27 protein-coding genes are annotated in these 23907 nt (G+C 44.1%); 22 read left to right on the top strand and 5 right to left on the bottom strand.

Annotation, left to right across the window (positions count from 1 at the left end; translation table 11 throughout):
* The first annotated feature begins 48 nt into the window (after positions 1–48).
* A complete protein-coding gene (locus DN730_RS02195; RefSeq protein ID WP_115466469.1) occupies positions 49–297 on the top strand; it encodes a sulfurtransferase TusA family protein in 249 nt (82 codons plus the stop codon).
* A complete protein-coding gene (locus tag DN730_RS02200) occupies positions 298–1377 on the top strand; it encodes an AI-2E family transporter (protein ID WP_115466470.1) in 1080 nt (359 codons plus the stop codon).
* A 44-nt stretch (positions 1378–1421) separates the two neighbouring features.
* On the opposite strand, the gene bcp is transcribed toward DN730_RS02200, so the two are convergent.
* Positions 1422–1871 (bottom strand): thioredoxin-dependent thiol peroxidase, encoded by a 450-nt coding sequence (gene bcp, locus DN730_RS02205; protein WP_115466471.1) that lies wholly within the window; start codon positions 1869–1871, stop codon positions 1422–1424.
* A 180-nt stretch (positions 1872–2051) separates the two neighbouring features.
* On the opposite strand from bcp, the gene dapA reads away from it, so the two are divergent.
* The 5 genes from dapA (at position 2052) to DN730_RS02230 (ending at position 6747) form a co-directional block, all read left to right on the top strand.
* Entirely contained in the window at positions 2052–2930 is an 879-nt protein-coding gene (gene dapA / locus DN730_RS02210; protein WP_115466472.1) for a 4-hydroxy-tetrahydrodipicolinate synthase, read from the top strand.
* Positions 2927–4012, top strand: coding sequence for a hypothetical protein (locus DN730_RS02215; protein ID WP_115466473.1), 1086 nt, complete (start codon positions 2927–2929; stop codon positions 4010–4012). The genes dapA and DN730_RS02215 overlap by 4 nt, the downstream gene beginning before the upstream one ends.
* 36 nt (positions 4013–4048) lie before the next feature.
* The gene (purC, locus tag DN730_RS02220; protein ID WP_115466474.1) at positions 4049–4765 is read left to right on the top strand and encodes a phosphoribosylaminoimidazolesuccinocarboxamide synthase; all 717 of its coding nucleotides are present in this window, start codon (positions 4049–4051) and stop codon (positions 4763–4765) included.
* Positions 4766–4826: 61 nt separating this feature from the next.
* Positions 4827–6068 (top strand): lipoprotein-releasing ABC transporter permease subunit, encoded by a 1242-nt coding sequence (locus DN730_RS02225; protein WP_115466475.1) that lies wholly within the window; start codon positions 4827–4829, stop codon positions 6066–6068.
* A complete protein-coding gene (locus tag DN730_RS02230) occupies positions 6061–6747 on the top strand; it encodes an ABC transporter ATP-binding protein (protein ID WP_115466476.1) in 687 nt (228 codons plus the stop codon). The genes DN730_RS02225 and DN730_RS02230 overlap by 8 nt, the downstream gene beginning before the upstream one ends.
* A 30-nt stretch (positions 6748–6777) precedes the next feature.
* On the opposite strand, the gene DN730_RS02235 is transcribed toward DN730_RS02230, so the two are convergent.
* Entirely contained in the window at positions 6778–7284 is a 507-nt protein-coding gene (locus tag DN730_RS02235) for a DUF2062 domain-containing protein (protein WP_115466477.1), read from the bottom strand.
* A gap of 38 nt (positions 7285–7322) precedes the next feature.
* Between DN730_RS02235 and DN730_RS02240 the strand changes: the two genes are divergently transcribed.
* From DN730_RS02240 to murI, 8 genes are read left to right on the top strand one after another with little or no spacing between them, the layout of a single operon-like run.
* Positions 7323–9089, top strand: coding sequence for a ComEC/Rec2 family competence protein (locus tag DN730_RS02240; protein WP_115466478.1), 1767 nt, complete (start codon positions 7323–7325; stop codon positions 9087–9089).
* A gap of 24 nt (positions 9090–9113) precedes the next feature.
* Positions 9114–9728, top strand: a complete 615-nt coding sequence (locus tag DN730_RS02245) for a MotA/TolQ/ExbB proton channel family protein (RefSeq protein ID WP_115466479.1) — start codon at positions 9114–9116, stop codon at positions 9726–9728.
* Between the two features lie 13 nt (positions 9729–9741).
* Complete coding sequence (locus DN730_RS02250) at positions 9742–10164, top strand: ExbD/TolR family protein (protein ID WP_115466480.1); 423 nt, start codon at positions 9742–9744, stop codon at positions 10162–10164.
* Positions 10161–11174 carry a tetraacyldisaccharide 4'-kinase gene (lpxK, locus tag DN730_RS02255; protein WP_115466481.1) on the top strand — a complete coding sequence of 338 codons (1014 nt, stop codon included), beginning with the start codon at positions 10161–10163 and terminating at the stop codon, positions 11172–11174. Before DN730_RS02250 ends, lpxK begins: the two co-directional genes overlap by 4 nt.
* A 1-nt stretch (position 11175) precedes the next feature.
* Positions 11176–11370, top strand: a complete 195-nt coding sequence (locus tag DN730_RS02260) for a Trm112 family protein (protein WP_115466482.1) — start codon at positions 11176–11178, stop codon at positions 11368–11370.
* Entirely contained in the window at positions 11370–11828 is a 459-nt protein-coding gene (locus tag DN730_RS02265) for a low molecular weight protein-tyrosine-phosphatase (protein WP_115466483.1), read from the top strand. The genes DN730_RS02260 and DN730_RS02265 overlap by 1 nt, the downstream gene beginning before the upstream one ends.
* The gene (gene murB / locus DN730_RS02270) at positions 11825–12865 is read left to right on the top strand and encodes a UDP-N-acetylmuramate dehydrogenase (protein WP_115466484.1); all 1041 of its coding nucleotides are present in this window, start codon (positions 11825–11827) and stop codon (positions 12863–12865) included. Before DN730_RS02265 ends, murB begins: the two co-directional genes overlap by 4 nt.
* A complete protein-coding gene (gene murI, locus DN730_RS02275) occupies positions 12858–13652 on the top strand; it encodes a glutamate racemase (protein WP_115466485.1) in 795 nt (264 codons plus the stop codon). The genes murB and murI overlap by 8 nt, the downstream gene beginning before the upstream one ends.
* Positions 13653–13714: 62 nt before the next feature.
* On the opposite strand, the gene rne is transcribed toward murI, so the two are convergent.
* Positions 13715–16924: a ribonuclease E gene (rne, locus tag DN730_RS02280; RefSeq protein ID WP_115466486.1), complete on the bottom strand. Its 3210-nt coding sequence runs from the start codon at positions 16922–16924 to the stop codon at positions 13715–13717.
* 430 nt (positions 16925–17354) lie between these two features.
* Between rne and rluC the strand changes: the two genes are divergently transcribed.
* Positions 17355–18323 carry a 23S rRNA pseudouridine(955/2504/2580) synthase RluC gene (gene rluC, locus DN730_RS02285; RefSeq protein ID WP_115466487.1) on the top strand — a complete coding sequence of 323 codons (969 nt, stop codon included), beginning with the start codon at positions 17355–17357 and terminating at the stop codon, positions 18321–18323.
* 51 nt (positions 18324–18374) lie between these two features.
* Here rluC and DN730_RS02290 read toward each other — a convergent pair whose 3' ends face one another.
* Positions 18375–18782, bottom strand: a complete 408-nt coding sequence (locus DN730_RS02290) for a MaoC family dehydratase (protein WP_245957870.1) — start codon at positions 18780–18782, stop codon at positions 18375–18377.
* 68 nt (positions 18783–18850) lie between these two features.
* Here DN730_RS02290 and DN730_RS02295 point away from each other — a divergent pair, with 68 nt between their 5' ends.
* On the top strand, positions 18851–19495 hold the full coding sequence (locus DN730_RS02295; RefSeq protein ID WP_115466489.1) for an HAD-IA family hydrolase: 645 nt from the start codon (positions 18851–18853) through the stop codon (positions 19493–19495).
* Positions 19496–19501: 6 nt separating this feature from the next.
* Positions 19502–20509, top strand: coding sequence for a S49 family peptidase (locus DN730_RS02300; protein ID WP_115466490.1), 1008 nt, complete (start codon positions 19502–19504; stop codon positions 20507–20509).
* 54 nt (positions 20510–20563) lie between these two features.
* Here the strand turns inward: DN730_RS02300 and DN730_RS02305 are convergent, their stop codons facing one another.
* The gene (locus tag DN730_RS02305) at positions 20564–21151 is read right to left on the bottom strand and encodes a Maf family protein (RefSeq protein WP_115466491.1); all 588 of its coding nucleotides are present in this window, start codon (positions 21149–21151) and stop codon (positions 20564–20566) included.
* A 208-nt stretch (positions 21152–21359) separates the two neighbouring features.
* Here DN730_RS02305 and DN730_RS02310 point away from each other — a divergent pair, with 208 nt between their 5' ends.
* Genes DN730_RS02310 through fabD form a run of 4 tightly spaced genes read left to right on the top strand, consistent with a single transcriptional unit; the run spans position 21360 to position 23892 of the window.
* The gene (locus tag DN730_RS02310; RefSeq protein ID WP_245957871.1) at positions 21360–21815 is read left to right on the top strand and encodes a YceD family protein; all 456 of its coding nucleotides are present in this window, start codon (positions 21360–21362) and stop codon (positions 21813–21815) included.
* A gap of 12 nt (positions 21816–21827) precedes the next feature.
* Entirely contained in the window at positions 21828–22007 is a 180-nt protein-coding gene (gene rpmF, locus DN730_RS02315) for a 50S ribosomal protein L32 (RefSeq protein ID WP_115466493.1), read from the top strand.
* Positions 22008–22021: 14 nt separating this feature from the next.
* Positions 22022–22972: a fatty acid synthesis protein gene (locus DN730_RS02320; RefSeq protein WP_115466494.1), complete on the top strand. Its 951-nt coding sequence runs from the start codon at positions 22022–22024 to the stop codon at positions 22970–22972.
* A complete protein-coding gene (gene fabD / locus DN730_RS02325) occupies positions 22969–23892 on the top strand; it encodes an ACP S-malonyltransferase (RefSeq protein WP_115466495.1) in 924 nt (307 codons plus the stop codon). The genes DN730_RS02320 and fabD overlap by 4 nt, the downstream gene beginning before the upstream one ends.
* Positions 23893–23907 lie beyond the last annotated feature (15 nt).

Genomic DNA, 23907 nt, shown 5'->3' on the forward strand with positions numbered 1-23907 from the left:
AGAAAAATTGTCTCATAGTGGCCTAATTGAAATATTGGAATTGATACTATGCACGGTACGAAGCAGTATGACGTAATCCTAGATGCAAGAGAAGAGCGATGTCCGATGCCGCTTTTAAAGATGAAATTAGCTTTAAGCAAAATGGATGAGGATCAATTGCTGTGTGTACTTGCAACAGATGAAGGCTCGCGTAAAGATATTCCCCATTACCTCTCAATGGTAGGTGTAGAGTTGAAAGAAAGTGGTACTAAGCCAGACGGTAGCTTTTATTTCATTGTGGCAAAAGGTGGCCAATAAATGTTTCGAATAGTTGATAATTTAATAAAACGCTACTTATCCAATGAAGAAGTTGTAATTTTTATACTTTTATTGGCGTTGGTCTTGGCTGTTGTAGCGTTCTGGGGCGGGATATTAGCGCCCGTATTTATAGCGGTTGTGTTTGCATTTCTGCTTCAAGGTGTCATAAACGCAATCAAGCGACTCGGTGTTAGCCACAACATTACAGTGACCATTGTGTTCTTTGCATTTGTTGCCGTCTTAGGAGCATTTATCGGGATAATGGTGCCAATCATATGGAAACAGGCTGTTAGATTTATTAACGACCTACCTAGGATGTTTGGTGACTTTCAACAATTTGTTCAGTCTCTTAGTGCTGAGCACTCCGCGTATGTTAGCCAAGCTGCAGTGGACGAAGTGGTAAATCTTTTGGCGGCGGAGCTCGGTAGCGCAGGTCAGTGGTTGGTTTCGTACTCACTTTCTAGTATTCCTTCTGTGTTTTCTCTTGCGCTGTACCTTGTGTTGGTGCCGTTAGTGATGTTCTTTATTTTAAAAGATCAAGAGAAAATCATCGCTTATATGACATCGTGGCTTCCAAAAGAGCGGAAAATGATTCGTAGTATTTCTCATGAAATGAATGAGCAAATTGCGAATTATATCCGCGGTAAGGTTATCGAGATGGTCGTTGTTGGCGCGGTTACTTTTGTCGTGTTTTGGGTTTTCGATCTTCGCTATTCCGCGTTACTTGCATTGTTAGTTGGGTTGTCTGTTCTAATACCTTATATTGGTGCCGCAGCCGTGACTATTCCGGTGGTTTTGGTGGCGTTCTACCAGTTCGGTGCAACGAATGAGTTTTGGTACGTGTTTATCGCTTACGTTGTTGTGCAGGCTCTTGATGGAAACGTTCTAGTGCCGTTGTTATTCTCAGAGGCGGTTAATTTACACCCTGTCGCAATAATCGTAGCCGTATTGTTTTTTGGTGGTATATGGGGTTTTTGGGGGGTATTTTTTGCGATTCCTCTAGCAACTCTCGTTAAGGCGATTATTAACGCATGGCCGAGAGCTTATGCACAGCCAATGCTTCCTTCGAATAAAAAATAGGTCAGGATAGCGCCCGGACGAGGAAAGTCTCCGGGCGCTCTGCATCAAGTAAGAATTTGTGCAGCATGCTCTTTCGTTTTAACTTTTTTGATTATGTCTGCGATGTTACCATCTTCGTCAATGATGAAGGTTGTTCTAACGGTCCCCATATATTCTTTACCCATGAATTTTTTAAGTTGCCATGTTCCATAAAGTTCATGAACTTCCTTTTCTTCGTCAGAAATCAGCGTGAAAGGAAGATCGTACTTTGCGATAAAATTTTGGTGCCGCTTCTGAGAGTCTGGGCTAACTCCAATCACTTCATAGCCTGAATCTTTAAGTTCGCCAATGTGATCTCGAAGATCACAGGCTTGAGCTGTACAGCCTGGAGTCGAATCTTTCGGATAAAAATACAGTACGACCTTTTTACCGCGGTAGTCACTCAGTTTGATAAGTTCTCCGTTTTCGTTTTTTGCTTCAAAGTCCGGTGCTTGTTGGCCAACTTCTACGCTCATATTGCGCTCCATTACATTATTTTTTGACAGCTTTATGCAAAACCGTAGGTTTTACGACAAACATAGTTTACTGGATCTCTAAACTAACCTAAATATTACTGTGTAACACAGTTGTCGTGTTGTATAGCAATAACGTGAGCGGTAGACTATGCACGCTTAAATGAATGTGGAGATTCAAGAATGATCACTGGAAGCCTAGTCGCGCTTATCACGCCAATGAAACTGGATGGGAGTATCGATAAGCAGAAGCTAGATGAGCTCATAGAGTATCATATATCGGCTGGGACTCATGGCATTGTAGCCGTCGGAACGACAGGTGAATCTGCTACGTTAACCTACGATGAGCACGCAAATGTAATTAGGCAAGTCGTAGATAAAGTCAAAGGTCGTGTTCCAGTCATTGCAGGGACTGGAGCGAACTCAACCCATGAGGCGATTGATTTGACACAACGAGCTAAGGAAGCTGGCGCTGATGCTTGTCTACTAGTGGTCCCTTATTACAATCGACCCACTCAAGAAGGAATGTATCTACATTTTAAAGCGATTTCAGAAGCAGTAGATATTCCACAGATTCTTTACAATGTACCAGGTCGGACGGCCTGTGACATGCTGAATGAGACGGTTATCAAGCTTGCTGCGTTGCCTAATATAATAGGTATAAAAGATGCGACAGGTGATTTGGCTCGTGGTAAAGAGCTGATTGAGTCAACGCCTACTGACTTCGCTGTCTATTCTGGAGACGACCCAACTGCACTAGGTCTTATGCTATTGGGAGGAAAAGGCAACATATCAGTCACTGCCAATGTTGCTCCGAGTGCCGTAGCAAAGGTAGCAGAGCTTGCATTAGAGGGCGATGCAGAAAATGCTCGTGATGTGGATGCTGGAATTGCTCCGCTGCATAAAGCGTTGTTTGTAGAGCCTAATCCGATCCCTGTTAAATGGGCAGCCGCTCAGCTCGGACTTTGCGAAAATAGTATCCGTTTACCAATGACTAGCTTATCTGAACCGTACCAAAAGCAAGTTTTAGACGCTTTGATCGCATCAGGGATTAGTCAATGAGAAAATATGCCGTTACTACTATAGCTTTTATGACGTTGGTTATAAGTGGGTGTTCCAGCATTGTAAAAGATCATGGTTTAGATTATCAGACTGCTAAGGCCGTTGATAAACCGCTAGATTTACCTGAGGGGCATGAGCCTGTTGAAGACCGCCTCGTGATTCCGAATGAAGATCAAGTGTTGAATCTTGATCCAACTGGAGAGTTTGAAGCACCACGAGCGCCATTTTTATATCAACCAATTGCTGACGTACCTTTGATATTAAATGGAACGACCGCACGCCTTGAATTGCCTTCCGATATGTTACGTGCTAAGTCTCTGGTCACATCGTATTTAGCAACCCTAGCAACGGAAGATATGTTGGATGTCGTTCAATCCAGCGGTGACGAACTTATTATCAGTAAACCCATTCAACTAGAGAAACAAGGCTTTTGGCGTAGGACTTGGAGTTCCATCACTCGATTGTACCCGCCGACTTACCAATTCGAGTTTTCTCTTTCTGAAAGTGGCTCAGGTTCTGTGATCACTATTGAGGGATTTACTCAGGAAAATGACGCTAGGGAGCCGATTGACCTTGATGAAGACGCAGAGCCTACTGCACTTGTCTTAGAAGCATGGAACTATATGGCGCGTAAAGTCAGTGAAGATAGTGTCCTTCTTTCAAATCAAGGTAAAATCGACCTTTCTCAATCTGCTTTATGGGTCAATCAAAAGGGCTTGTATGCATATTACCTAGGAAAGCAATTTGACCCTTCTGAAATAGATAGCTTTATCAGGTCTCAACCAGAGTTTTACTTGGTTGAAGAGCCTCAAAAAGGTTTAGCTGTGGTGCCTTCAGAGGAAGTCGCTAGAGTGGGTGACGTTGTTGAATTCACAGTTCCTGTTAAGGCTCAAAGCGGAAGCAAGCAAATGAAGCTTTTTAACGTCTACCGCCGAAATCTAGATGACGTTGAATGGACTAAGCGCAGCTATCCTTATGAAGTAGTAAAACAGAAGGAAGGTTATTTTCTTGTTGTAGACACATCGGCTTTAGAGCTACCCGGGTTAATGTCCTATCGCTTACTTTCAATGTTGATTAATTAAACTAATTTCCTCACAGTATTTATCGGAGACCTTCCAATGGAAAAACGACAAGAGCTATATGCAGGTAAGGCAAAATCGGTGTTTCGTACCGATGATCCTGACAAAATGGTTCTGGTATTTCGCGATGACACGTCTGCTTTCGATGGCAAAAAAGTAGAGCAGTTAGATCGTAAAGGCATGGTGAACAATAAATTCAACGCATTTATTATGAGCAAATTGCAGGCAGCCGGCATACCTACACACTTTGAGGCGCTACTAAGTGATACAGAGTGCCTAGTTAAGTGTTTAGATATGATGCCAATCGAATGTGTCGTGCGTAATGTGGCTGCGGGCAGCTTGTGCCGCCGTCTAGGTGTAGAGGAAGGCTTAGAGCTTAATCCACCTACTTTTGAGCTATTCCTCAAGAATGACGCTTTAGGTGATCCAATGATAAACGAATCACATGTGGAATCATTTGGCTGGGCGAATCCTGAGCATTTAGCAAAAGCGAAAGAATTAACCTATCAAGTAAATGATGTTCTTAAGGCACTATTTGCCGAAGGGGGCATGATTCTTGTCGACTACAAACTCGAGTTCGGCCTATTTAAAGGTGAAGTTGTGTTGGGAGACGAGTTCTCTCCAGATGGCTGTCGTCTGTGGGACTCCGAGACTAAAGAGAAACTTGACAAAGATCGCTTCCGTCAAGGTCTTGGTGGTGTCATTGAGGCATACGAAGATGTGGGTCGCCGTATTGGTATTGACTTTGATGCGTAATATTTAATGATTTATAGAAGGGGCCTCGGCCCCTTCTTTTGCTTTAGGATGGCATTATCTAATGAACCTACTACCGGTTAAGATTGGTTTACGTTACGCCCGAGCTAAACGTGCAAATCATTTCATATCGTTTATAAGTTTCTCTTCTATTGCAGGAATAGCGTTGGGAGTCGCTGTGTTAATAACAGTGCTTTCCGTCATGAATGGATTCGATAGAGAGTTGCGTCAGCGAATTTTAGGCATGGTGCCGCATGCAACATTATGGGGAGACCCAACCTTAGTTGATTGGCGCAACTCGGCGGATTTAGTAACTGAAATGGAAGGTGTAAAGGCTGTAGCCCCACATATTCAGGCTCAGGTTATGTTCCAATCTGATAAAGGTGTTCATGGTGCGCTACTTAACGGAATAGAACCCGCTGCAGAAAACAAAGTCTCGATTATTAATAACCATATGACCAGTGGCCGACTAGAGGACTTGGTGCCTGGCAAGTTTGGTATCGTTCTCGGCGAACAGCTTGCTCGTCGCTTGGGGGTAAGAATAGGCGATAAGGTCACTGCGTTATTGCCTAAGGCAACCGTTTCAATAGCAGGTATTACTCCAACATTAAAGCGCTTTACGTTAGTTGGTACTTTTAAAGTAGGTGCTGAGTTAGACAGTAGTCTTGCATATATAAATATTAAAGATGCAGCTCGTTTGAAGCGATATGACCCAGAGGCAGTCGAAGCACTTAGGATTTCTTTCTATGACTTATTTAAAGCGCCAGATTTGATTTGGGATATCGCTCGGGCGGTGCCCGGCCAAAATAAGGTCAGTGATTGGACACGCACTCATGGAAACCTGTTTCAAGCAATCAAAATGGAAAAAACCATGATTGGGTTATTGCTGTTGTTAATCGTGGCAGTGGCGGCGTTTAACATCGTATCTACGTTGGTAATGGTCGTGACTGATAAGCGTACAGATATCGCCATACTTAGGACAATGGGGCTGACCTCTACTCAAGTCCTCTGTGTATTCGTTGTTCAAGGTATCTTTATTGGTTTCTTGGGTACAGTTATTGGCCTTATATTAGGTGTTACTGCTGCCTTGAATGTTAGTGATGCTATTGCGTGGCTAGAACGCTTTCTAGGGACTCAATTCCTTAGTGGGGATGTGTATTTTATAAACTACTTGCCTTCTCAACTTGAATGGAGTGATGTGAGCTTTATTGTTGTTGTCGCGTTCTCAATGACCGTTCTTGCAACATTGTATCCAGCTTGGCGCGCATCAAAAGTCGAGCCGGCAGAGGCATTACGATATGAATAAGCCAGTATTAGTGAGTGAAAATTTATCAAAGACCTATCAAGATGGGAAAAACAATGTTGTGGTATTCGAGGACATTAACTTTGTACTAAACGCTGCAGAAGCAGTAGCGATAGTAGGGAGTTCAGGGTCGGGCAAAACAACTATGTTAAACCTGCTGGCTGGTTTGGATCGCGCTAGCCTTGGGAGTGTGGCAATTGATGGCCAAGATTGGCAATCGTTAACGGATGCGAAGCGTTCAAAACTGCGTAATCGTACGTTGGGGTTTGTATATCAGTTTCATCATTTGCTGCCAGAATTTTCAGCGCTTGAGAATGTCATGATGCCGATGCTTATTGCGGGCGTAGAAAATAAGCACGCTCGGACAAAAGCAAATACGTTACTGAAGGATGTCGGGCTAGGTGAGCGTATTAATCATCGACCGTCCCAATTATCCGGTGGTGAGCGCCAACGCGTTGCGATTGCGAGAGCGCTTGCCAATGATCCAGTTTGTGTGCTGATGGATGAACCAACAGGCAACTTAGACGAAGGGACTTCTAAGGAAATTCAGCAGCTTATAATTGCTCTTAAGAAAGAAAAAAACATGGCGTTTCTAATCGTAACGCATGATGAGAAAATGCTAAGTTGGATGGATAGGGCATACAGACTGAGTGATAAAACGCTGGTCCCCATGGCTGTGTGAATTTGGTTTCTCTGGAAAATAGAAAAGGGCTTATCGTCTTTTTCTATTTTGCCAACGCTTGATCACATGTAAGCGCCATAAGATAAGCACAAGAAAGTAAGATAGTCCGCCAAGCAACACTCCTGCAACAGCTGACCCAACATACAAAGGAATCCATATGTGCTCTATTTGCGACCAAATCCATTCAACAGAGAGATGAAATTCAGAATCAATGCCAGTACCTGTTATCCATTTGCCAATGCGGTAATTCACATAAAATACGATGGGCATAGTCAATGGATTCGTGACCCATACTAGTGCAATGGATAAAGGTATATTTGCTCTAAGGGGGATAGCGAAAAGCGCTGCGGCGACCATTTGAAAAGGCATCGGAAGGGCGGCCCAAAATAGACCATTCAAAAATGCTTTAGCGACAGAACGACGCGTCAAATGCCAAAGCTCAGCCTCATATATTTGTGAGCCGAGCACACCTAGTGCTTTATTTTGCTTCAGCTTCTCAGGGTGTGGAATAAGTTTCTTTAGGTAACGCTTTGGCATAGACAACTACTTAGGCTACGCACGGACATGGAGGTCCAATGCTGCTTGTAAATATTTGCGTATTAGTCAGCGCTATCATAACGCCACCTTCGCTCTGGTGGCTGTATTCTACTCATATAGCTTTACTATGTCTCTACCAAATACTGTCACAAAATTGGCGTGGCTTGACGTTTATCGGTTTTTCCTTAATTGCGTTAGTCTACGCTGGTGTTTGGTCAGACGTCGGTATAGCGCCCAAACATAAGAAAGCACTGTGGGTTGAGCAAGCTCAATGTTATATTGTTGATACACCTCTTGTAAGACCTGATGTCTTGGCTATTCAGAATAACGTGCGTTTGTACGTTGAGCCTTGCCTTCATCGACACTACAGCTCAGAAGTAAAAACACCAATAAAGCTTATTGTTTCCGCCCATCACGGCGGCTGGTTAGCTCGCTACGCCTACAGCAAAGCCATTGGTGCCGTATCCTATATACCCGATGAGATTGATCTAAGGTCAACTGACTCTTCGTCTTTTAACTTATACTTTGAACAGTTCACAAGCTGGCGTTATAGCTTATCATTGGTGAAAGGAGACAAAGCATTATGGGATGAGCGGGACAAATGGCTCATTAACTACCTAGGGCTCACTCACCTTTTTGTTGTTTCAGGGCTTCATGTGGGCTTTGTGTGTATTTTAGCTTTGTTCATGTCCAAATTTGCTTGGCGTATGTTTATTAAATGTGGTTTTGCTAGCACGATAAATATTACGTCAAGACGTTGGTGTGATTTGGTTTTGGCGACACTATTTAGTGTGGTTTATGCGAGTTGGAGCGGTGCAGGTGAGCCTGTGATAAGAGCGTCTGTAATGGCGTTTTTGTTTCTTGTTCTCAGAGCGCTATATAGGTACCGAGCATCATTCGACATTCTGGCGCTTTGCGCATGGGGAATGCTGTTGCTCTGGCCGGGCCGAGTTCTTGATGCTTCATATTGGCTATCATTTGGGTTTGTTTTGTTACTTGTTTGGGGTATAAAAAAGACGCCGAAATATGGCCGATTTTTCTTCATTCAGTGTTTACTATCGGTTTTTGCTTTATTACTTACATGGGGGTGGCAATCGTCAATAAGTAGTTTAACAATCATCGCAAATCTAATAATGATTCCTTTTGTCGCGTTTATTTGGTTTCCTACGACGCTCATAGCGGCAGTCGAGTTCTCGTTATTTAATCATAGTGCCATTTACACGGTGTTAGATTACGTACTGGTTGCGGTCTATGGTTATTTAGCGTGGGCGATAGAGGCATTTCCGGAAATAATGTTGAGCTCTCCCGCGTGGCTAGGGCAAAAAGCACTTCTGGTCGTATTAGCCTATTTGGCCATCGTATGGCTCCCAGCATCGCGAGGAAAGCTAATGCTCGCAGGCGTGTTTATGCTGTTAGTCTCGAAAATGTTCTCAACCCCCTATAACTATAAAGTATCAAATGATCACGGCCGAATAGCAGTGGAACAATCGGGAGTATATGGTACGCAGCGTGGTGATGTATTTGATCCAAGAACAACGACTGTTATTGAACATTCGTCAAAACTGCCTAATCAAATTATCAAACAAGACTGGTCAGTTGTGATAACGTCTAACGACCGCAATACGATAGAACTTCTAAAGGCACTATCGGTTGCGACAATAATTTTGCAGGACGACGAGCACCTTCTAGTATATCTTGATCATGATCGTTACAGCGTACGTTCATCAGCGTGTCTGAACCTGTTAAATCTTTTGAAAACAGATGGTTGTGAGCATGCAGAAATTCTCGAGAGTGTGTTAAATTAGACGTGATTTCAACAGGAGGTTTCGGTGTTAGAGTTTTTTAAATCAGGCGGCGTATTTATGTGGCCGCTTTTGTTCTGTTCAATTTTAGCCTTAGCAATTATTTTAGAACGGTTTTGGACATTGCGTAACGCGCGTGTTGCACCGAAAGCGCTGTTATCCGATGTTATGACGCATTTACGCGAGGATAGGGTTACATTGGACTATATTCGTACTATGCAGGCTCAATCAGGGCTGAGTTTTATCTTTGCTTCGGGGCTACTAAACTCTAAGCATGGTCGACGCGCAATGAAAGAAAGCATTCAAGAAGCGGCTAATCATGTTATTCACGAGCTAGAGCGCTTTATGAGTACGTTAGGTACCATAGCCGCTATTTCACCCTTATTAGGGCTACTCGGAACGGTAGTCGGTATGATTAAGGTTTTTAATGTTTTGATGACTGAAGGTGCTGGAAACACTCAGTTATTGGCTGGGGGAATCTCAGAGGCATTACTAACTACTGCGGCCGGCTTAGCCGTCGCGATTCCTTCCCTAGTGTTTCATAGGTATTTTAGTCGCCGTATAGATAACCTAGTCGTGAATATGGAGCAGCAATCTACAAAGCTGATTGATATTCTAAGTTCAGACGGAAGCGCACGCTAACTGGAGTCTCAGAATGAAGTTTCGTAGACAAAAGTTAGAAGATGTTCAGATCAACCTAACGCCACTAATTGATGTGGTGTTCTTGCTTCTAATATTTTTCATGGTTAGTACAACGTTCAAGCAGACGACTGAGTTGGTTATTGATTTGCCGACCGCTTCATCTTCTGCGCCATCCTTACAATCTCAAGAACCCGTAGAGATACTAATCACCCAAGATGGTCAGTTTTCTATTAATAACCAAACATTGATTAATCAACACGTTGATACCTTGGTTCAGGGGCTGAAAGAGATTTTCAATGGTAATTTTGAGCGACCACTTATCATTACAGCAGACGCTAATGCACCATATGAAATGGTAATGCGTGTTTACGACGCCGCAGCACAGTTAGGTATTACCAAATTGGCTCATACTGCTCAAAAAGAAGTGTCTCAGTGAGTATTGAAACACTAGTCACGCAGTCATGGTATCGAAAATTAGGCTGGACTTGGCTATTAGCCCCTTTGCTACTTCTGACTGCGCCGTTTGTGTATTTAAAGCGGCATAGATATTTGCGTAAAAAGCACACCGTGTACCGATCTACCTTGCCAGTCATTGTCGTTGGTAACATCACCATCGGCGGTACAGGAAAGTCTCCCATGGTCATTGCATTGGCCAAGAAATTAGTAGAGATGGGGTTTAAACCAGGTATTGTAAGTCGTGGACATAAAAGGCAGGCAACCGGAACAACTATTGTAACAACAGACTCTAACTCGTCGGAAGTTGGCGATGAGCCTTTGATGCTTTATCGTCGTACTGGCTGCCCTGTCGCAGTGTGTGAGCAACGAGTAGAAGCTATACGGGCACTGGAGTCATCAAATGCCGTTGATATTATTATCAGTGACGACGGTTTGCAGCACTATCGCATGGAACGAGACATCGAGATCGTAATGATTGATGCGCAGCGCAAGCTGGGCAACAAAATGTTATTACCCGTTGGCCCGCTACGTGAGTGGCCGAGTCGTCTAAAATCCGTAGATTTCTGCTTTTCAATAGGTGAAATCAAAGAAGCGTCGTTGCCATGTTCTGTGACGCGTGGCTTGTTAGAACTCGCCTCGATAAAATCTGTAAATGGTTTAACAGCACTGCCTTTGGATTCATTAAAGCAGGATGAGTGGGTCGTAGTGGCCGGGATTGGCAATCCATCACGCTTTAAGAAGTCATTGATTGCACACGGCTTGCCTAATGCTACTAAGCATCTATTTTTTCCAGACCATCATGCCTACACTCGAAATGATATGCCATCAAATCGGCGCGTCATTATGACAGAGAAAGATGCTGTCAAAGTCGAACAGTTTGCTTTAGAGAGCGATAATTGGTGGTATTCAGAGGTGGGATTGATGTTACCAAAGGAATTTCAAGCCAAGTTTGAGGCGAAACTAAAGCGCATTTTAAGTGAGAAACATTAATATGAACAAAGCATTATTAGATATCTTGGTGTGTCCTATCACCAAAGCACCATTGACATTAAATGAAGAAGGCTCTGAGTTGATTAGTAAAGTCGGAGGTGTGGCATACCCGATTCGAGATGGCATTCCTGTTTTGCTAGAAACAGAGGCACGAACGCTCACTTCGGAAGAGCGTTTAGATAACGGAAAAAAATAGTGCGAGTATTAACTGTTTGCCTAGGAAATATTTGTCGATCACCTGCCGCTCAAGGCATCCTTGAATATATTGCAAATGAGCAAAGGCTGGCGCTACAAGTAGATTCAGCAGGTACGGCTGCGTACCATATAGGGAAGCCACCCGATATCCGTTCGCAGGAATCATTGGCTCAATTAGGCATTGATATTTCGAATCAGACCGCTCGCCAAGTGCAATTAAAAGACTTTTATACTTTTGAATGGATTGTGGCAATGGACTCCAGCAACCTAGCAAGCCTTAAAAAGATGGCGCCAAAAGATTCGGCAGCTCAGGTGGTGATGTTTGGTGCATTCGAATCTAATAGAAATTATGGAGAGGTTCGCGACCCATATTACGGAAGTGACGACGGGTTTATCGAGATGCGCCAGCATCTGATAACGATATCTAAAGACTTTGTTGAGCACCTAAATAACATATGAATGAAGCATCCTTACCTTTCAGCATAAGGTCGAACGTAGACTTAAAACCTTACAACACATTTCACTTCGCCTATAAAGCACGATATTTAGTAGAAGTTTGCGATATAGATCATCTTGTTCAAGTGCTGACGTGGGCGGATGCTAATCAATTGAATACCCATGTGTTTGGTGGTGGAAGCAATCTGTTGATCTGCTCCGACTTAAGCGGACTGGTTGTAATAAATCGGATGCTAGGCATTCAAGTATTACATGAAAGTGATTTGAGCGCGGTCGTTCGTTTTTCAGGCGGTGAGGTCTGGCACCACTGTGTTGAATGGGCGGTAAAACAAAATTATAGCGGCATTGAAAACTTGGCGTTAATACCAGGTACTGCTGGTGCTGCCCCCGTACAGAATATTGGCGCCTATGGTGTTGAAATTGTTGATACGCTTAAGGCTGTTAAGGTAATCGATAGGTTTTCGCTCGAGATCAAGGATATTTCAGCGGAAGAATGCGGCTTTGGCTATCGTGAATCGCACTTCAAAGGAGATTGGTCGGGGCGCTACATTATCCTAAGTATTGATCTGGAACTATCAAAATCAGCGTCCCCAAAACTGAGCTACGGTGGATTGGGCAAAGTATTAAGTAATAGTGCTTCACTGCGAGATGTATTTGAGCACGTGTGTGAAATACGCCAAAGTAAATTGCCTGATCCTAACGTGGTAGGAAATGCTGGCAGTTACTTTAAAAACCCTCTTATTGATGATCAGCAACATAGCAGCCTAAAAGAAACCTATCCAGAATTAGTTTCTTTCAAAGTAGGGGAGCGCTGGAAAGTAGCAGCTGGTTGGCTAAATGAACACGCTGGTTGGAAAGGAATTCGCTCAGGGGGAGTGGGTGTGTATGATAAACAAGCCCTAGTGCTGGTCAACTATACAGATGATAATGCAGAAGGTCTCTTATTTCTGGAGCAGAATATTAAAAACTCAATTTATAGCCTTTTTGGCATCACGCTCGAACGTGAGCCTGTTCTAATAGGAACAAATATCAGTGCTTAAAATCGGTGTTATGGACTCTGGTGTTGGTGGTTTAACCATTTTTAAAGCCATTCAAGATCGCATACGTTACGCTGATATGATCTATTTTGCAGATCAGAAATATTCCCCTTATGGCAATTTGCCCGCCGAGAAAATTGTTGAGCGACTATTAACTGTAGGGCTGTACTTCGAACAGCAGCTTTGCGATGTAATGGTTGTTGCATGCAACACCGCCACAGTAGTTGGTATTAAAGCCCTTAGAGAGAAATTAAATATCCCAGTTGTAGGGGTAGAGCCAGCTGTTAAGCCTGCTTGCAAAGGGTTACAAGCTCGACGCGTTAGTGTGTTAGCTACCCCAGTGACAGCAAATAGTGAGCGCCTTAATGCGCTTATAAGTGAGTGGCGAGGGGATTCAATTGTTGAAATTTTATCTAGCTCAGTGTTAGCCCAATTGATTGACCATATGCCCAAGTCTGCAGTGGAGTTAGAGAAAGAGGTAGAGCATATTTGTCAACTTGTGGTGCAGCACCAATCATCAGCACTAGTGTTGGCTTGTACGCATTACCCTTTAATACGTCAATATTTTGAGCGATCATTATCTCCTAACTCTATGGAAATTGTTGAGCCAAGCAAAGGCGTCGCCGCTCAAGTTGAGCGAATACTCTCTCTATATAAAAGCCCTTTAGGGCAGGATAGGGAAGTAGTACTTACAATCCAGAGCAATGGTTCGTCAGAGTCTATAGTTGCGATGAGTTACTGGTTGTCCCATATTAGGATGAAAGAAAACCCTTGCTACGTTGATATATAAAAAAGTAGTTACAAAAAAAACCGCCAAAAGGCGGTTTTTTTTGTAACAGATGCCGCTAAATGCTATTCGGCATCAACCGTTTCCTCTGAAGCATCTCGTTGTAAACGAGGATCATTCTTCACGCGACCAGACCGACGTTTACGTCGTTCCTGTGCCGCTTGATCTCGTTTTGCTTGAAGCTCTTCTTTTGCTTTTTCCTGCTGCTCTAAAAGAGCTTGAGGAAGTTCTATTGGCTTTTTAGGTGTAGTTGACGCCTTTGTTTTAGAGCGGCCGCGAACCTGGCGAGGCTGACGAATCTTCTTATTGTCAGTCTCATTCGAATTGCTTGCTTCGTCGCTCTCGCTAGTAGCCTCAGTCGTCGAAGTGTCCTCTGTAGCTGAGTCTTTTGTATCAAGCGCAACGTCAGTTTCCTTCGTAGCACTAACATCGCCATCACCATTGGGTTCTTCAGCTTCTGATGCTTGTTGAGCCGTTTCGTTAGCATCAAATTGAGCTACTTCATTCGATTCAGCATCTGCAGCCGGCACTTGAATCTGCGGCTCTTCTTTAGCGTCAGTACTTGCTTGCTGCTTTTCCTCTGCGACCACTTCCGGGCTGTCTTGATCAGCTTCTGGTTCAGACGTGTTTTGTTGGACTTCGCTTTCACGATTAGGTTGGTCGTCCGTCGCAACGTCTTGATCTTTCGAGGTCGGAGAATCGAGCTCATTGTTGCTGCTGATTGATTCTGCAACGTTGTTATTCGAATCAGCATGACTCATACCAGCTTTGGCCGTCATTTTTGGTTTGCTTGCCTTAACGTCGGCTGTTGGAGTTTCGTCAGCAGATGTCTGCTGAGTACTAACCTCTGGCTTTTCGTTGTCTTTCGACGCACTGTCTTCTTGAGTCAATGAAGGGGTAGCAACCTGCTTTTGTGTTTCGGTGTCAGTAGATTCTGATTCTAACGTTTCTGCAGTCTCAGTATTTACTTCTTCCTTCTGAGGGCGGCGAGACCGGCGGGAGCGACGTGGTTTACGCTCTGCAGGAACATCGTTACCGTTCTCATCCTTAGCTGGTTGCTGCTGTGCTTGCTTAGCTGCATCTAATGCTTGTTTCGCCTCTACGTCCGCTTTTTGTTGTTTCTCCTGTGCAAGCTCCATCTCTTCTTTAAATTTGCCATTACGACGTTTATTGTCATTTGGCTCGCGCTTACGCTCTTCGATCTGAGGCTCTGGGCGGCGAGCTTTTACTTTAGGTGAACTATTGGAAGTATTGCCCTTACTTTGATCATCACGAGTATCTTTGTTTTTGTCTTGTTTGTTACGATTCGCGCTGGTCTTGTTGGTAGCACCTGAATGAGAGCTATCATTAGTAGTTTTCTTAGCCTCAGCTTGAGCGCGACGTGACTGGCGCGTTGACTTCTGCTTTTGCTGTTCGCTATTAGCAGAGTCGTCTTTGCTGTGAGATTGACCTTTGCTTTTCGCTGGGCGTCTATTGCGATTTTCTCTGGAAGGCTTTTTATCGTCCTGATGTGATTTCTTGTCAGAATGCTGCTGAGTCGACGGTTTCTTCTCTTTCGCTGCAGTCTCTTTAGATGAGTCGGTTTGAGCACCAAATAGAGCACTTATTAACCGACTAAAAATCCCTGGCTTTTTCGTTTCTGTTGGTTTTTCTTCCGCTCGGGCAGGTGCTGGTGAAGCGGGAGCAATGCTCGTAACTGCTGCCTGTGGGCGTGCGTTCTCGTTTACTTGACGAGGCTCATAAGGTGCTTGCTCTGGCGTTTCTACCAAAGTGTAGCTGCTGTCATCTTGGGAAATAATAGAATTATCATCGCGAATGCGCTCAACTTGGAAGTGAGGCGTTTCCATATGAGGATTCGGCACAAGGATGATGTGAGCATCATTGCGCTTCTCGATTTTCGCAATATTAGTACGCTTCTCATTTAGTAGGAACGTTGCGACAGATACTGGCAAAATAGCTCGAATCTGCGCTGTACGTTCTTTGGCGCACTCTTCCTCAATCAAGCGGAGTACAGATAACGCCAGTGATTCGACGTCACGAATAAAGCCTTGGCCATTACAGCGAGGACAAACAATACCGCTCGTTTCACCTAATGATGGACGTAGGCGCTGGCGAGACATTTCAAGTAAGCCGAAGCGTGAAATTCGACCGATTTGAACACGAGCACGATCGGCTTCCAAAGCGGCCTTCATACGATTTTCTACTTCTTTTTGATTGCGCACGGGCGTCATATCAATGAAGTCGATGACAACCAAACCACCTATATCTCGTAGACGCAGTTGCCTAGCGATTTCATCGGCGGCCTCTAAGTTGGTTTGAAGTGCTGTTTCTTCGATATCTCCGCCTTTCGTCGCTCGTGCCGAGTTTATATCAATTGATACAAGGGCTTCCGTCGGGTCGATAACGATTGATCCGCCTGATGGCAGTCGTACTTCACGCTGGAACGCAGTTTCAATTTGCGTCTCAATTTGAAAACGGTTGAATAGGGGGGTTGAGTCGGTATAAAGCTTGATGCGATTTTTGAAATGAGGCATAACCTGCATGACAAAATTCATTGCATCTTGGTATACCGATTTTTCATCAATTAACACTTCGCCAATATCTTCGCGTAAATAGTCGCGAATCGCACGAATTACGATATTGCTCTCTTGGTATATGAGGAATGGAGCTGGGCGTTCTGCAGCAGCCTTGGTTATAGAGCTCCAAAGAGTTTGTAGGTAATCTAAGTCCCACTGCAATTCTTCAGTAGAGCGGCCTACACCTGCTGTACGAACGATTAAGCCGCCATTATCAGGAACTTCTAGTCCTGACATCGCTTCTTTAAGTTGTGAACGATCATCGCCATCAATACGTCGCGATATACCGCCAGCACGAGGGTTGTTAGGCATTAAAACTAAGTAACGTCCTGCTAAGCTGACAAAAGTTGTTAATGCCGCGCCTTTATTACCACGCTCTTCTTTATCAACCTGAACAATAACTTCTTGACCCTCGGTTAAAACATCTTTGATGTTTATGCGGCCATCAGTGTGCGATTTCTTGGAAAAGTAGGTTTTAGAGATTTCTTTGAGAGGGAGAAAGCCATGGCGATCCGCACCGTAATCAACAAAGGCAGCTTCTAAGCTTGGTTCAATCCGTGTAATCTTACCTTTATAAATGTTGGCTTTTTTTTGTTCGCGTGAACCTGACTCGATATCAAGATCGTAAAGACGCTGCCCGTCTACCAGTGCAACGCGCAACTCTTCTTGTTGAGTTGCGTTTATTAACATTCTAATCATTAATTGTGACTCTATTAAATGAGTCAGCGAGCCTTAACTTCATAAGGTATAAAGATTTTTCGGAATACGTCATCAAAATTGAACACGATTTATAGGCTCTTCACATGACCGAATAAATGGTGGTGATAGAGCTCTTTTCTGTGTTGATGCTTAATGTGTTTCAAATATCTGTCAACGAGAACGGTGCGGATCTTGAAAGCGTATCCAGTCATAAACTATTACACCCATGAATCGGCTAACTGACCCATGCGGTTTATTATAAAAAATTTAACTTGTCGTTAGAGGTAAGAAAGATCCAAAGTGTCGCTTTGGTAATGGCTTCTCATTCGTTACAATTACTTCTTCGAGGCGTTTTGTTGCCTCTTACCCTCTACGGATTTGAATATAACAGTAAAATCTAAGTGCTTCAATTACATAGGAAACCATTCTTTTGGCAGTAAGCGAAAATAACCCTCAAAATGAGCGTCCGCAAGTACGATTTGTCACGATTGATGATAGCCATGACGGGCAGCGTATCGATAATTTTCTTATGACGTTTCTGAAAGGGGTGCCTAAAGGGAAGATTTACAATCTGCTCCGTAAGGGTGAAATACGGGTCAATAAAAAGCGTACTAAGCCTGATTACAAGTTATCGGTCGAGGATATTATCCGCATCGCTCCAATCGTGGTAACGCCCACCAGTGATAAGCCAATCGTGTCTGAAGGGCTTAAAGCTGAGATTGAAGCTAGAATTATTTTTGAAGATAAGGGCTTGATCGTGGTTAATAAGCCCTCTGGGCTTGCTGTTCATGGTGGCAGCGGACTTAACTTCGGGTTGGTTGAGGTTGTGCGCCAGATGCGTCCTCAGGAAAAATTCATTGAGCTTGTTCATCGACTTGATAGGGATACCTCTGGGTTGATTATGATTGCTAAGAAACGCAGCGTTTTGCGAGCCTTGCATGAGTCATTGAGGGAAAAAACAGGCATACAGAAAACCTATCACGCTCTGGTTTTTGGAAGTTGGCCAAAACGTAAGCTTCAAGTGAATGCGCCGCTACTAAAGAATGAGCTTAAATCTGGAGAGCGTATTGTAAAAGTCCACACCGATGGGAAAGAATCTTTAACACGCTTTAACGTCGTGCGCTTTTTTGATGAGTTCAGCTTAGTGGAGTGCGAGCCCGTGACTGGTCGAACACACCAGATTCGAGTTCATGCACAGTTTGCAGGCTATCCGATAGTAGGGGACGATAAATATGCGCCCAATGAGCTTAATGCAAAAGCCAAAGTGCTAGGTCTAAAGCGGCTATGTTTGCATGCTGCAAAACTTGAATTAGTACACAATGGTGAAAAACTTGTCTTAGAGGCACCCATAGACAGTGGGTGGAAAGCTGCAATGGAAGGGTTGCCCAAAAAATACTAAGTTTGGTTCTTTACCGACCTAGCGAAAGAAAAGGGGCGTTTAGCCCCTTTTCTATGGAATCATTATTAACGCTTCCCCTGTCACGACTTTTTTGCCGTCTACCGTGCATACTGTTTCGATTGTAGCTCTACGGCGACGTTCATTGAGGTCTTTGACGGTTACAGTTGTCGTTACTTCCGCACCAATAAATACTGGGGCGCGAAATTTAAGACTTTGCTCTAAATAGATACAGCCTGCTCCTGGTAATTTAGTACCTATGGCGGCTGAGATAAAACCCGCGGCTAACATCCCGTGAGCAATTGGTTTTTCAAAGCTAGTGGTTGCTGCATAGTCTGCATCAAGGTGGACAGGGTTCGTATCTCCTGTTACACCTGCAAAAGTATGAACATCATCTTCGGTGACAATGTTAGTCGTTTTTTCGGTTAAGCCTACCGTTAGGTCTTCAAAAGAATAGCTCACGCTTTCATCCTTATTTGTCGATTTTCCCGTATGGTACACTCCAGCGATCATTTTCTTAAGGGGATGGCATGATAAAGCTGGTAATCTTTGATTGGGATGGGACTCTTTATAACTCTATTGATCGAATATGCGACGCCATGCTTCAAGCTGGTAACTCAGCAGGCGCAGCAACTAAAACACATGACGATGTTAAAAACATTATTGGTCTTTCGCTAGATATAGCTGTTCGTACGGTTTGGCCAGAAGAGCCCGATGATGTCATTGCAGACATCGTCGAGCAATACAAAACGTTTTATGTCGCATCAGATCAGACACCTCCACAACAATACGATGGTGTCGCCGAATTTATAGACTGGTTATACGCAAAAGAAATAGGTATGGCGGTCGCGACAGGTAAATCACGCCGAGGACTTGATCGCGTTATGGCACTGACCAACACAAAACGTTTGTTTCTGACATCGCGATGTGCGGACGAAACAAGATCTAAACCCGACCCAACGATGATCCAAGAAATTCTCGATGAGCTATCCGTTCAGCCCAGTGAAGCGATCGTTGTGGGTGATACGGAGTACGATTTAGATATGGCAGCTCAAGCTGGAGTTAGGTCGATTGGTGTCGACTATGGAGCACATGAGGCGAGTCGATTAAAACGCCACAATCCGTTGGCGATCGTATCCAATTTAGTAGATTTAAAAAATCAGTTGCAGTGGTGACCCTATATGGCCTGGACAGAAGACGAAGATAAGCAAAAAAGTGACAACGAAGTAGCATCGACATTGAAGCCAAAGGAGAATGACAAGCTTGACAGCCAAGAAAGTGTTATATCTGCCTTAAAAGAAGTGCTGCAAACGCAAACTGTCGAACGCCGTAGGGCAAGACGATGGAAGATATTTTTTCGGTTTCTCTATCTTTCTATCTTTATGACAATAATAGGTGGCCTTTTTTATTATGATGATTTAGATGAAGATCACACATCTAATGCTGTGGCTGTTATACGTATGCAAGGAACGATTGGTGCCTCACAAGAGGTGGACGCGAATGATTATGTATCATTACTAGATGATGTTTACGCAGACCCTGCAACACGGGCAGTTATGATCGAAATGAACAGTCCAGGAGGTAGTCCTGTTCATTCGGGTATTTTGCATGATGCTATCACTGCCTACCGCTCAAAGCGCCCTGATATTCCGGTAGTGGTGGTGGTTGAAGATATGGCTGCATCAGGTGGTTACTATATTGCGTCAGCAGCTGATCAAATAATTGTAGATAAAGCAAGCTTAGTAGGTTCAATTGGTGTTGTATCCGGTGGTTTTGAGGCAAGTGAGTTAATGGGTAAAATTGGCGTTAAAAGACGCCTTTTTACCGCGGGTGAAAATAAAGCTTTCCTAGATCCTTTTTCTCCGATGTCAGATCAAGCTAAGCAAAGTTGGCAAAGCGTATTGGATGAAACGCACCAACAATTTATTGACGCCGTGAAAGAGGGTAGGGGTAATAGATTAGTAAATGACCCTACTATTTTTTCGGGCATGGTGTTTACGGGGGTACAAGCGATACAATTGGGGTTAGCAGATCACTTGGGGTATTCGCAGCAGGTACTTAGCACGCGATTCGCTGAACTTAAACCGATCTATTACCAACCCTATCAAGAGCCATGGGATAAGGTAGCTAAGCGCCTAGGCGTTGAACTGTCCTCAGAGTTACGTAACCAGTTTCTTAATCTCTACTGATTGATCGTAGTGCAGAGTATCGGTTGCAAATACTCTGCACTACGTAATTAGAGGTTATGCAAGCGGGTCAAGTCCCGCTCTTCTTAAAAGTTCGCAAGTAGCTATTAAAGGAAGCCCTTCCAAGCTGGTTGGGTCGTCTCCTTCCATTGCTTTGAATAACGAGACACCGAGGCCTTCGCATTTAAAGCTGCCCGCACAGTCTAGAGGTTGTTCTTTATCTACATACCGCACAATGTCAGCACGCTCAAGCTGTCTGAATGTTACACAGTATTTTGCCAGTTTATAGCCAGTCGTATTGGTTTCAGTGTTTAGTACGCTAACACCTGTTAGGAATGAGACCGTATTTCCACTAAAGCTCATTAGCTGTTCTATAGCTTTATCTTTTGTATGAGGCTTCCCTACAATCTGTCTATTAAATGAAGCACTTTGGTCCGAAGCTATGATAATTGCCGGGGCTTCAATCTGATCTGCAACGGCGGTTGCTTTGAATAAAGTCATTCGGCGTATATAGTGCTCAATGTCTTCTTCAGGGTATGCAGATTCGTCTATGTCTGGCGCTACACATTGAAATGGAATCATAAGCCTTTCTAAGAGTTTTTTACGATACGGGGAGGAGGACGCAAGCACTAATTGAGTCGACATGACGTGTTTTTACAGCCTTAATTTACTGGTAGTTAATGAAAAGCGATGCAGAAGTGAAATAATACGTAAAAAAACGCATTTACGCTGCAGTATTCTTTGACAACCTAAGGACTTGGCAATATTATTCCCCGCCATGTTGAATGACACATTACCCAAATATTTTGACCCTCGTAAAAACGCAGCCCATGAGGTTACGATCGAGGGGCGTATGCTACTCAGTGTATTTCCGGAGTTGAGCGCTGCTTTGGCGTCAAATGAAGGGGATGCGTTCGTTCATCTAAGCTTTAGAGTGGATGAAGATAGGCGCTACATTGCGACTGGCTCAATCAAATCGACGGTTCAAGTGGAGTGTCAACGATGCTTAGAACCTACGTCTGTTGAGCTAGAGATAGATTTATCAATTGGATTCGTTTATGACGAAGACCACGCGAAAAATTTACCTGGCGACTATGATCCCGTTGTCATGACCGATGGTGAGGTCGTTCTCGCTGATATGGTTGAGCAAGAGTTGCTTCTTGCTTTACCAATAGTTGCCTATCACCCAGAAAGTGGTTGCAACCCAGTAGCTCTAAAGTATGCATCGTCTACCGATGACGCACCGGATGACGAAATTAAACCGAATCCATTTAGTATATTGGCCGATCTCAAGGTCAAGAAAAATTAGGAGCTCCAAAAAATGGCAGTACAAAAAAGTAAAGTGACTCGTTCACGCCGCGGCCAGCGCCGTTCACATGACGCTTTAACAGGCGCAACTCTATCTGTAGAGCAAACTACTGGCGAACTTCACCGTCGCCACCATGTTTCAGCAGACGGTTTCTACCGTGGCCGTCAAGTTGTTACACCGAAAGGTGAGTAACTAGATACCCCAATATGATTAGGGTAGCTATTGACGCTATGGGCGGGGACTTAGGTCCCCGCATTGCTTTTCAAGCAGCTCAAAAGATTATCGCCGCCTCCACTGATGTTGAGGTGCTCTTCTATTTCGATTCCGTATCGTTTTCTCCCCCCAGTGATATCAATTTCGATCGCATATACCTAATACCTTGCTCAGATCATGTGCCCAGCAACGAAACAATAGAGCGCTCGCTTTTCAAACGTCGCGACACAAGCATCTATCGCGCCATGTCAGATCATGCAAATGGTCAAGCTGATGTTGTGGTGACTTTCGGTAATACGGCAGCAATGGTCGCACTTGCACGCCATATCATCGGCCTTTTGCGCCCAAAATTATACCCAGCACTGATAAGGGAGATGCGTCCAGAACCGTTAAAATGTTTGGTGGATCTGGGGGCCAATGTACATTGCCCAGCGCCCATGCTAACAGGTTTCGCGCTACTTGGTTCGGCCTATTTAGAGGCTAGATGTAAGGATCGCGCAAACGTGGCTCTGCTTAACGTTGGCTTAGAGACGAGCAAAGGCAGTTCGGTAATTAAAGATTGCTATCAAATGCTTTCAACGCGTAAGTGGCCTCATTTCACCGGATTTGCCGAGGGATTTGAGTTATTTGATGGCGGTAAGAACGTAATTGTATGTGATGGCATGGTAGGCAATGCCGTATTAAAAGCATCTGAGGGTTTGTTCGCTTTCCTGCTTGACCAACTGTCCAAACACTCAATCGATACATCAGCAATACAGAATTTAGTTCGAGCAGAAAGTCGTCATGGAGCTTGTTTGGTGGGTATAAAAGGTAATCTTGTTAAAGGGCATGGTCGGTCTGATCTGCCAGCGATGATAGGTGCGATTGAGTATGGTGTAGACGTAGCTCGCACAAATCTGCATAGAAAAATTGAAGAAAAGTTATTACAACAGGGGGTGTTATGAGTAATTCGACAGCATTTGTATTTCCAGGACAAGGCTCTCAGCAACTGGGAATGCTTGCAGATATCGCTGAAAAATACGATATCATTGAAAAAACATTTAAAGAAGCATCTGAAGTGCTTGGCTACGACTTATGGGATTTAGTTCAAAACAACGCCGAAGGGTTAAACCAGACGGACAAAACTCAGCCAGCACTGCTCACCAGTAGTGTTGCCTTGTGGCGTTTGTGGGAGCAGCAAGGTGGAGTTTTGCCTTCATACGTTGCAGGCCATAGTCTAGGAGAATACTCTGCATTAGTTTGCGCGGGTGTTATTGGGTTTGCTGACGCTGTTGAGCTCGTTAAACTACGCGGTGAGTATATGCAGCAAGCCGTTCCTGAAGGTGCAGGGGCAATGGCTGCGATCATTGGTCTACCCGATGATAAAGTTGTGGCAGCGTGTGAAGCCGTTAGCGAAGGGGTCGTTAGTGCTGTCAACTTCAACTCTCCTGGGCAAGTGGTTATTGCTGGTGAGAAGGCGGCTGTAGAGTTAGCGATGGCGAATGCAAAAGAAGCGGGTGCGAAGCGCGCATTACCGTTGCCAGTAAGCGTGCCTTCTCATTGTAAGCTTATGATCCCAGCAGGTGAAAAATTAGCCGAGCGCCTTAATGCAATAGAATTTAAGACCCCAAATATTACGTTGGTACAAAATGTGACGGCGGAAGCCGTCTCTGATGCCGACGTCATTAAGTCGAATTTGGTATCGCAGCTAAGCGAGCCTGTATTGTGGACTCAGTCAGTTGTTTTGCTGAATGATCTTGGCGTAACGAAAACAATTGAGTGTGGACCAGGGAAAGTTTTAACAGGCCTCAACAAGCGTATTGTTAAGGGGCTTGATGCGGTAGCGATTGGTGATGTGGCAAGTTTCGACGCTGCATCCGCTTAACAAATTAAATTGGAG

It is taken from the genome of Marinomonas piezotolerans (genome assembly GCF_003362755.1).
Lineage (GTDB): Bacteria > Pseudomonadota > Gammaproteobacteria > Pseudomonadales > Marinomonadaceae > Marinomonas > Marinomonas piezotolerans.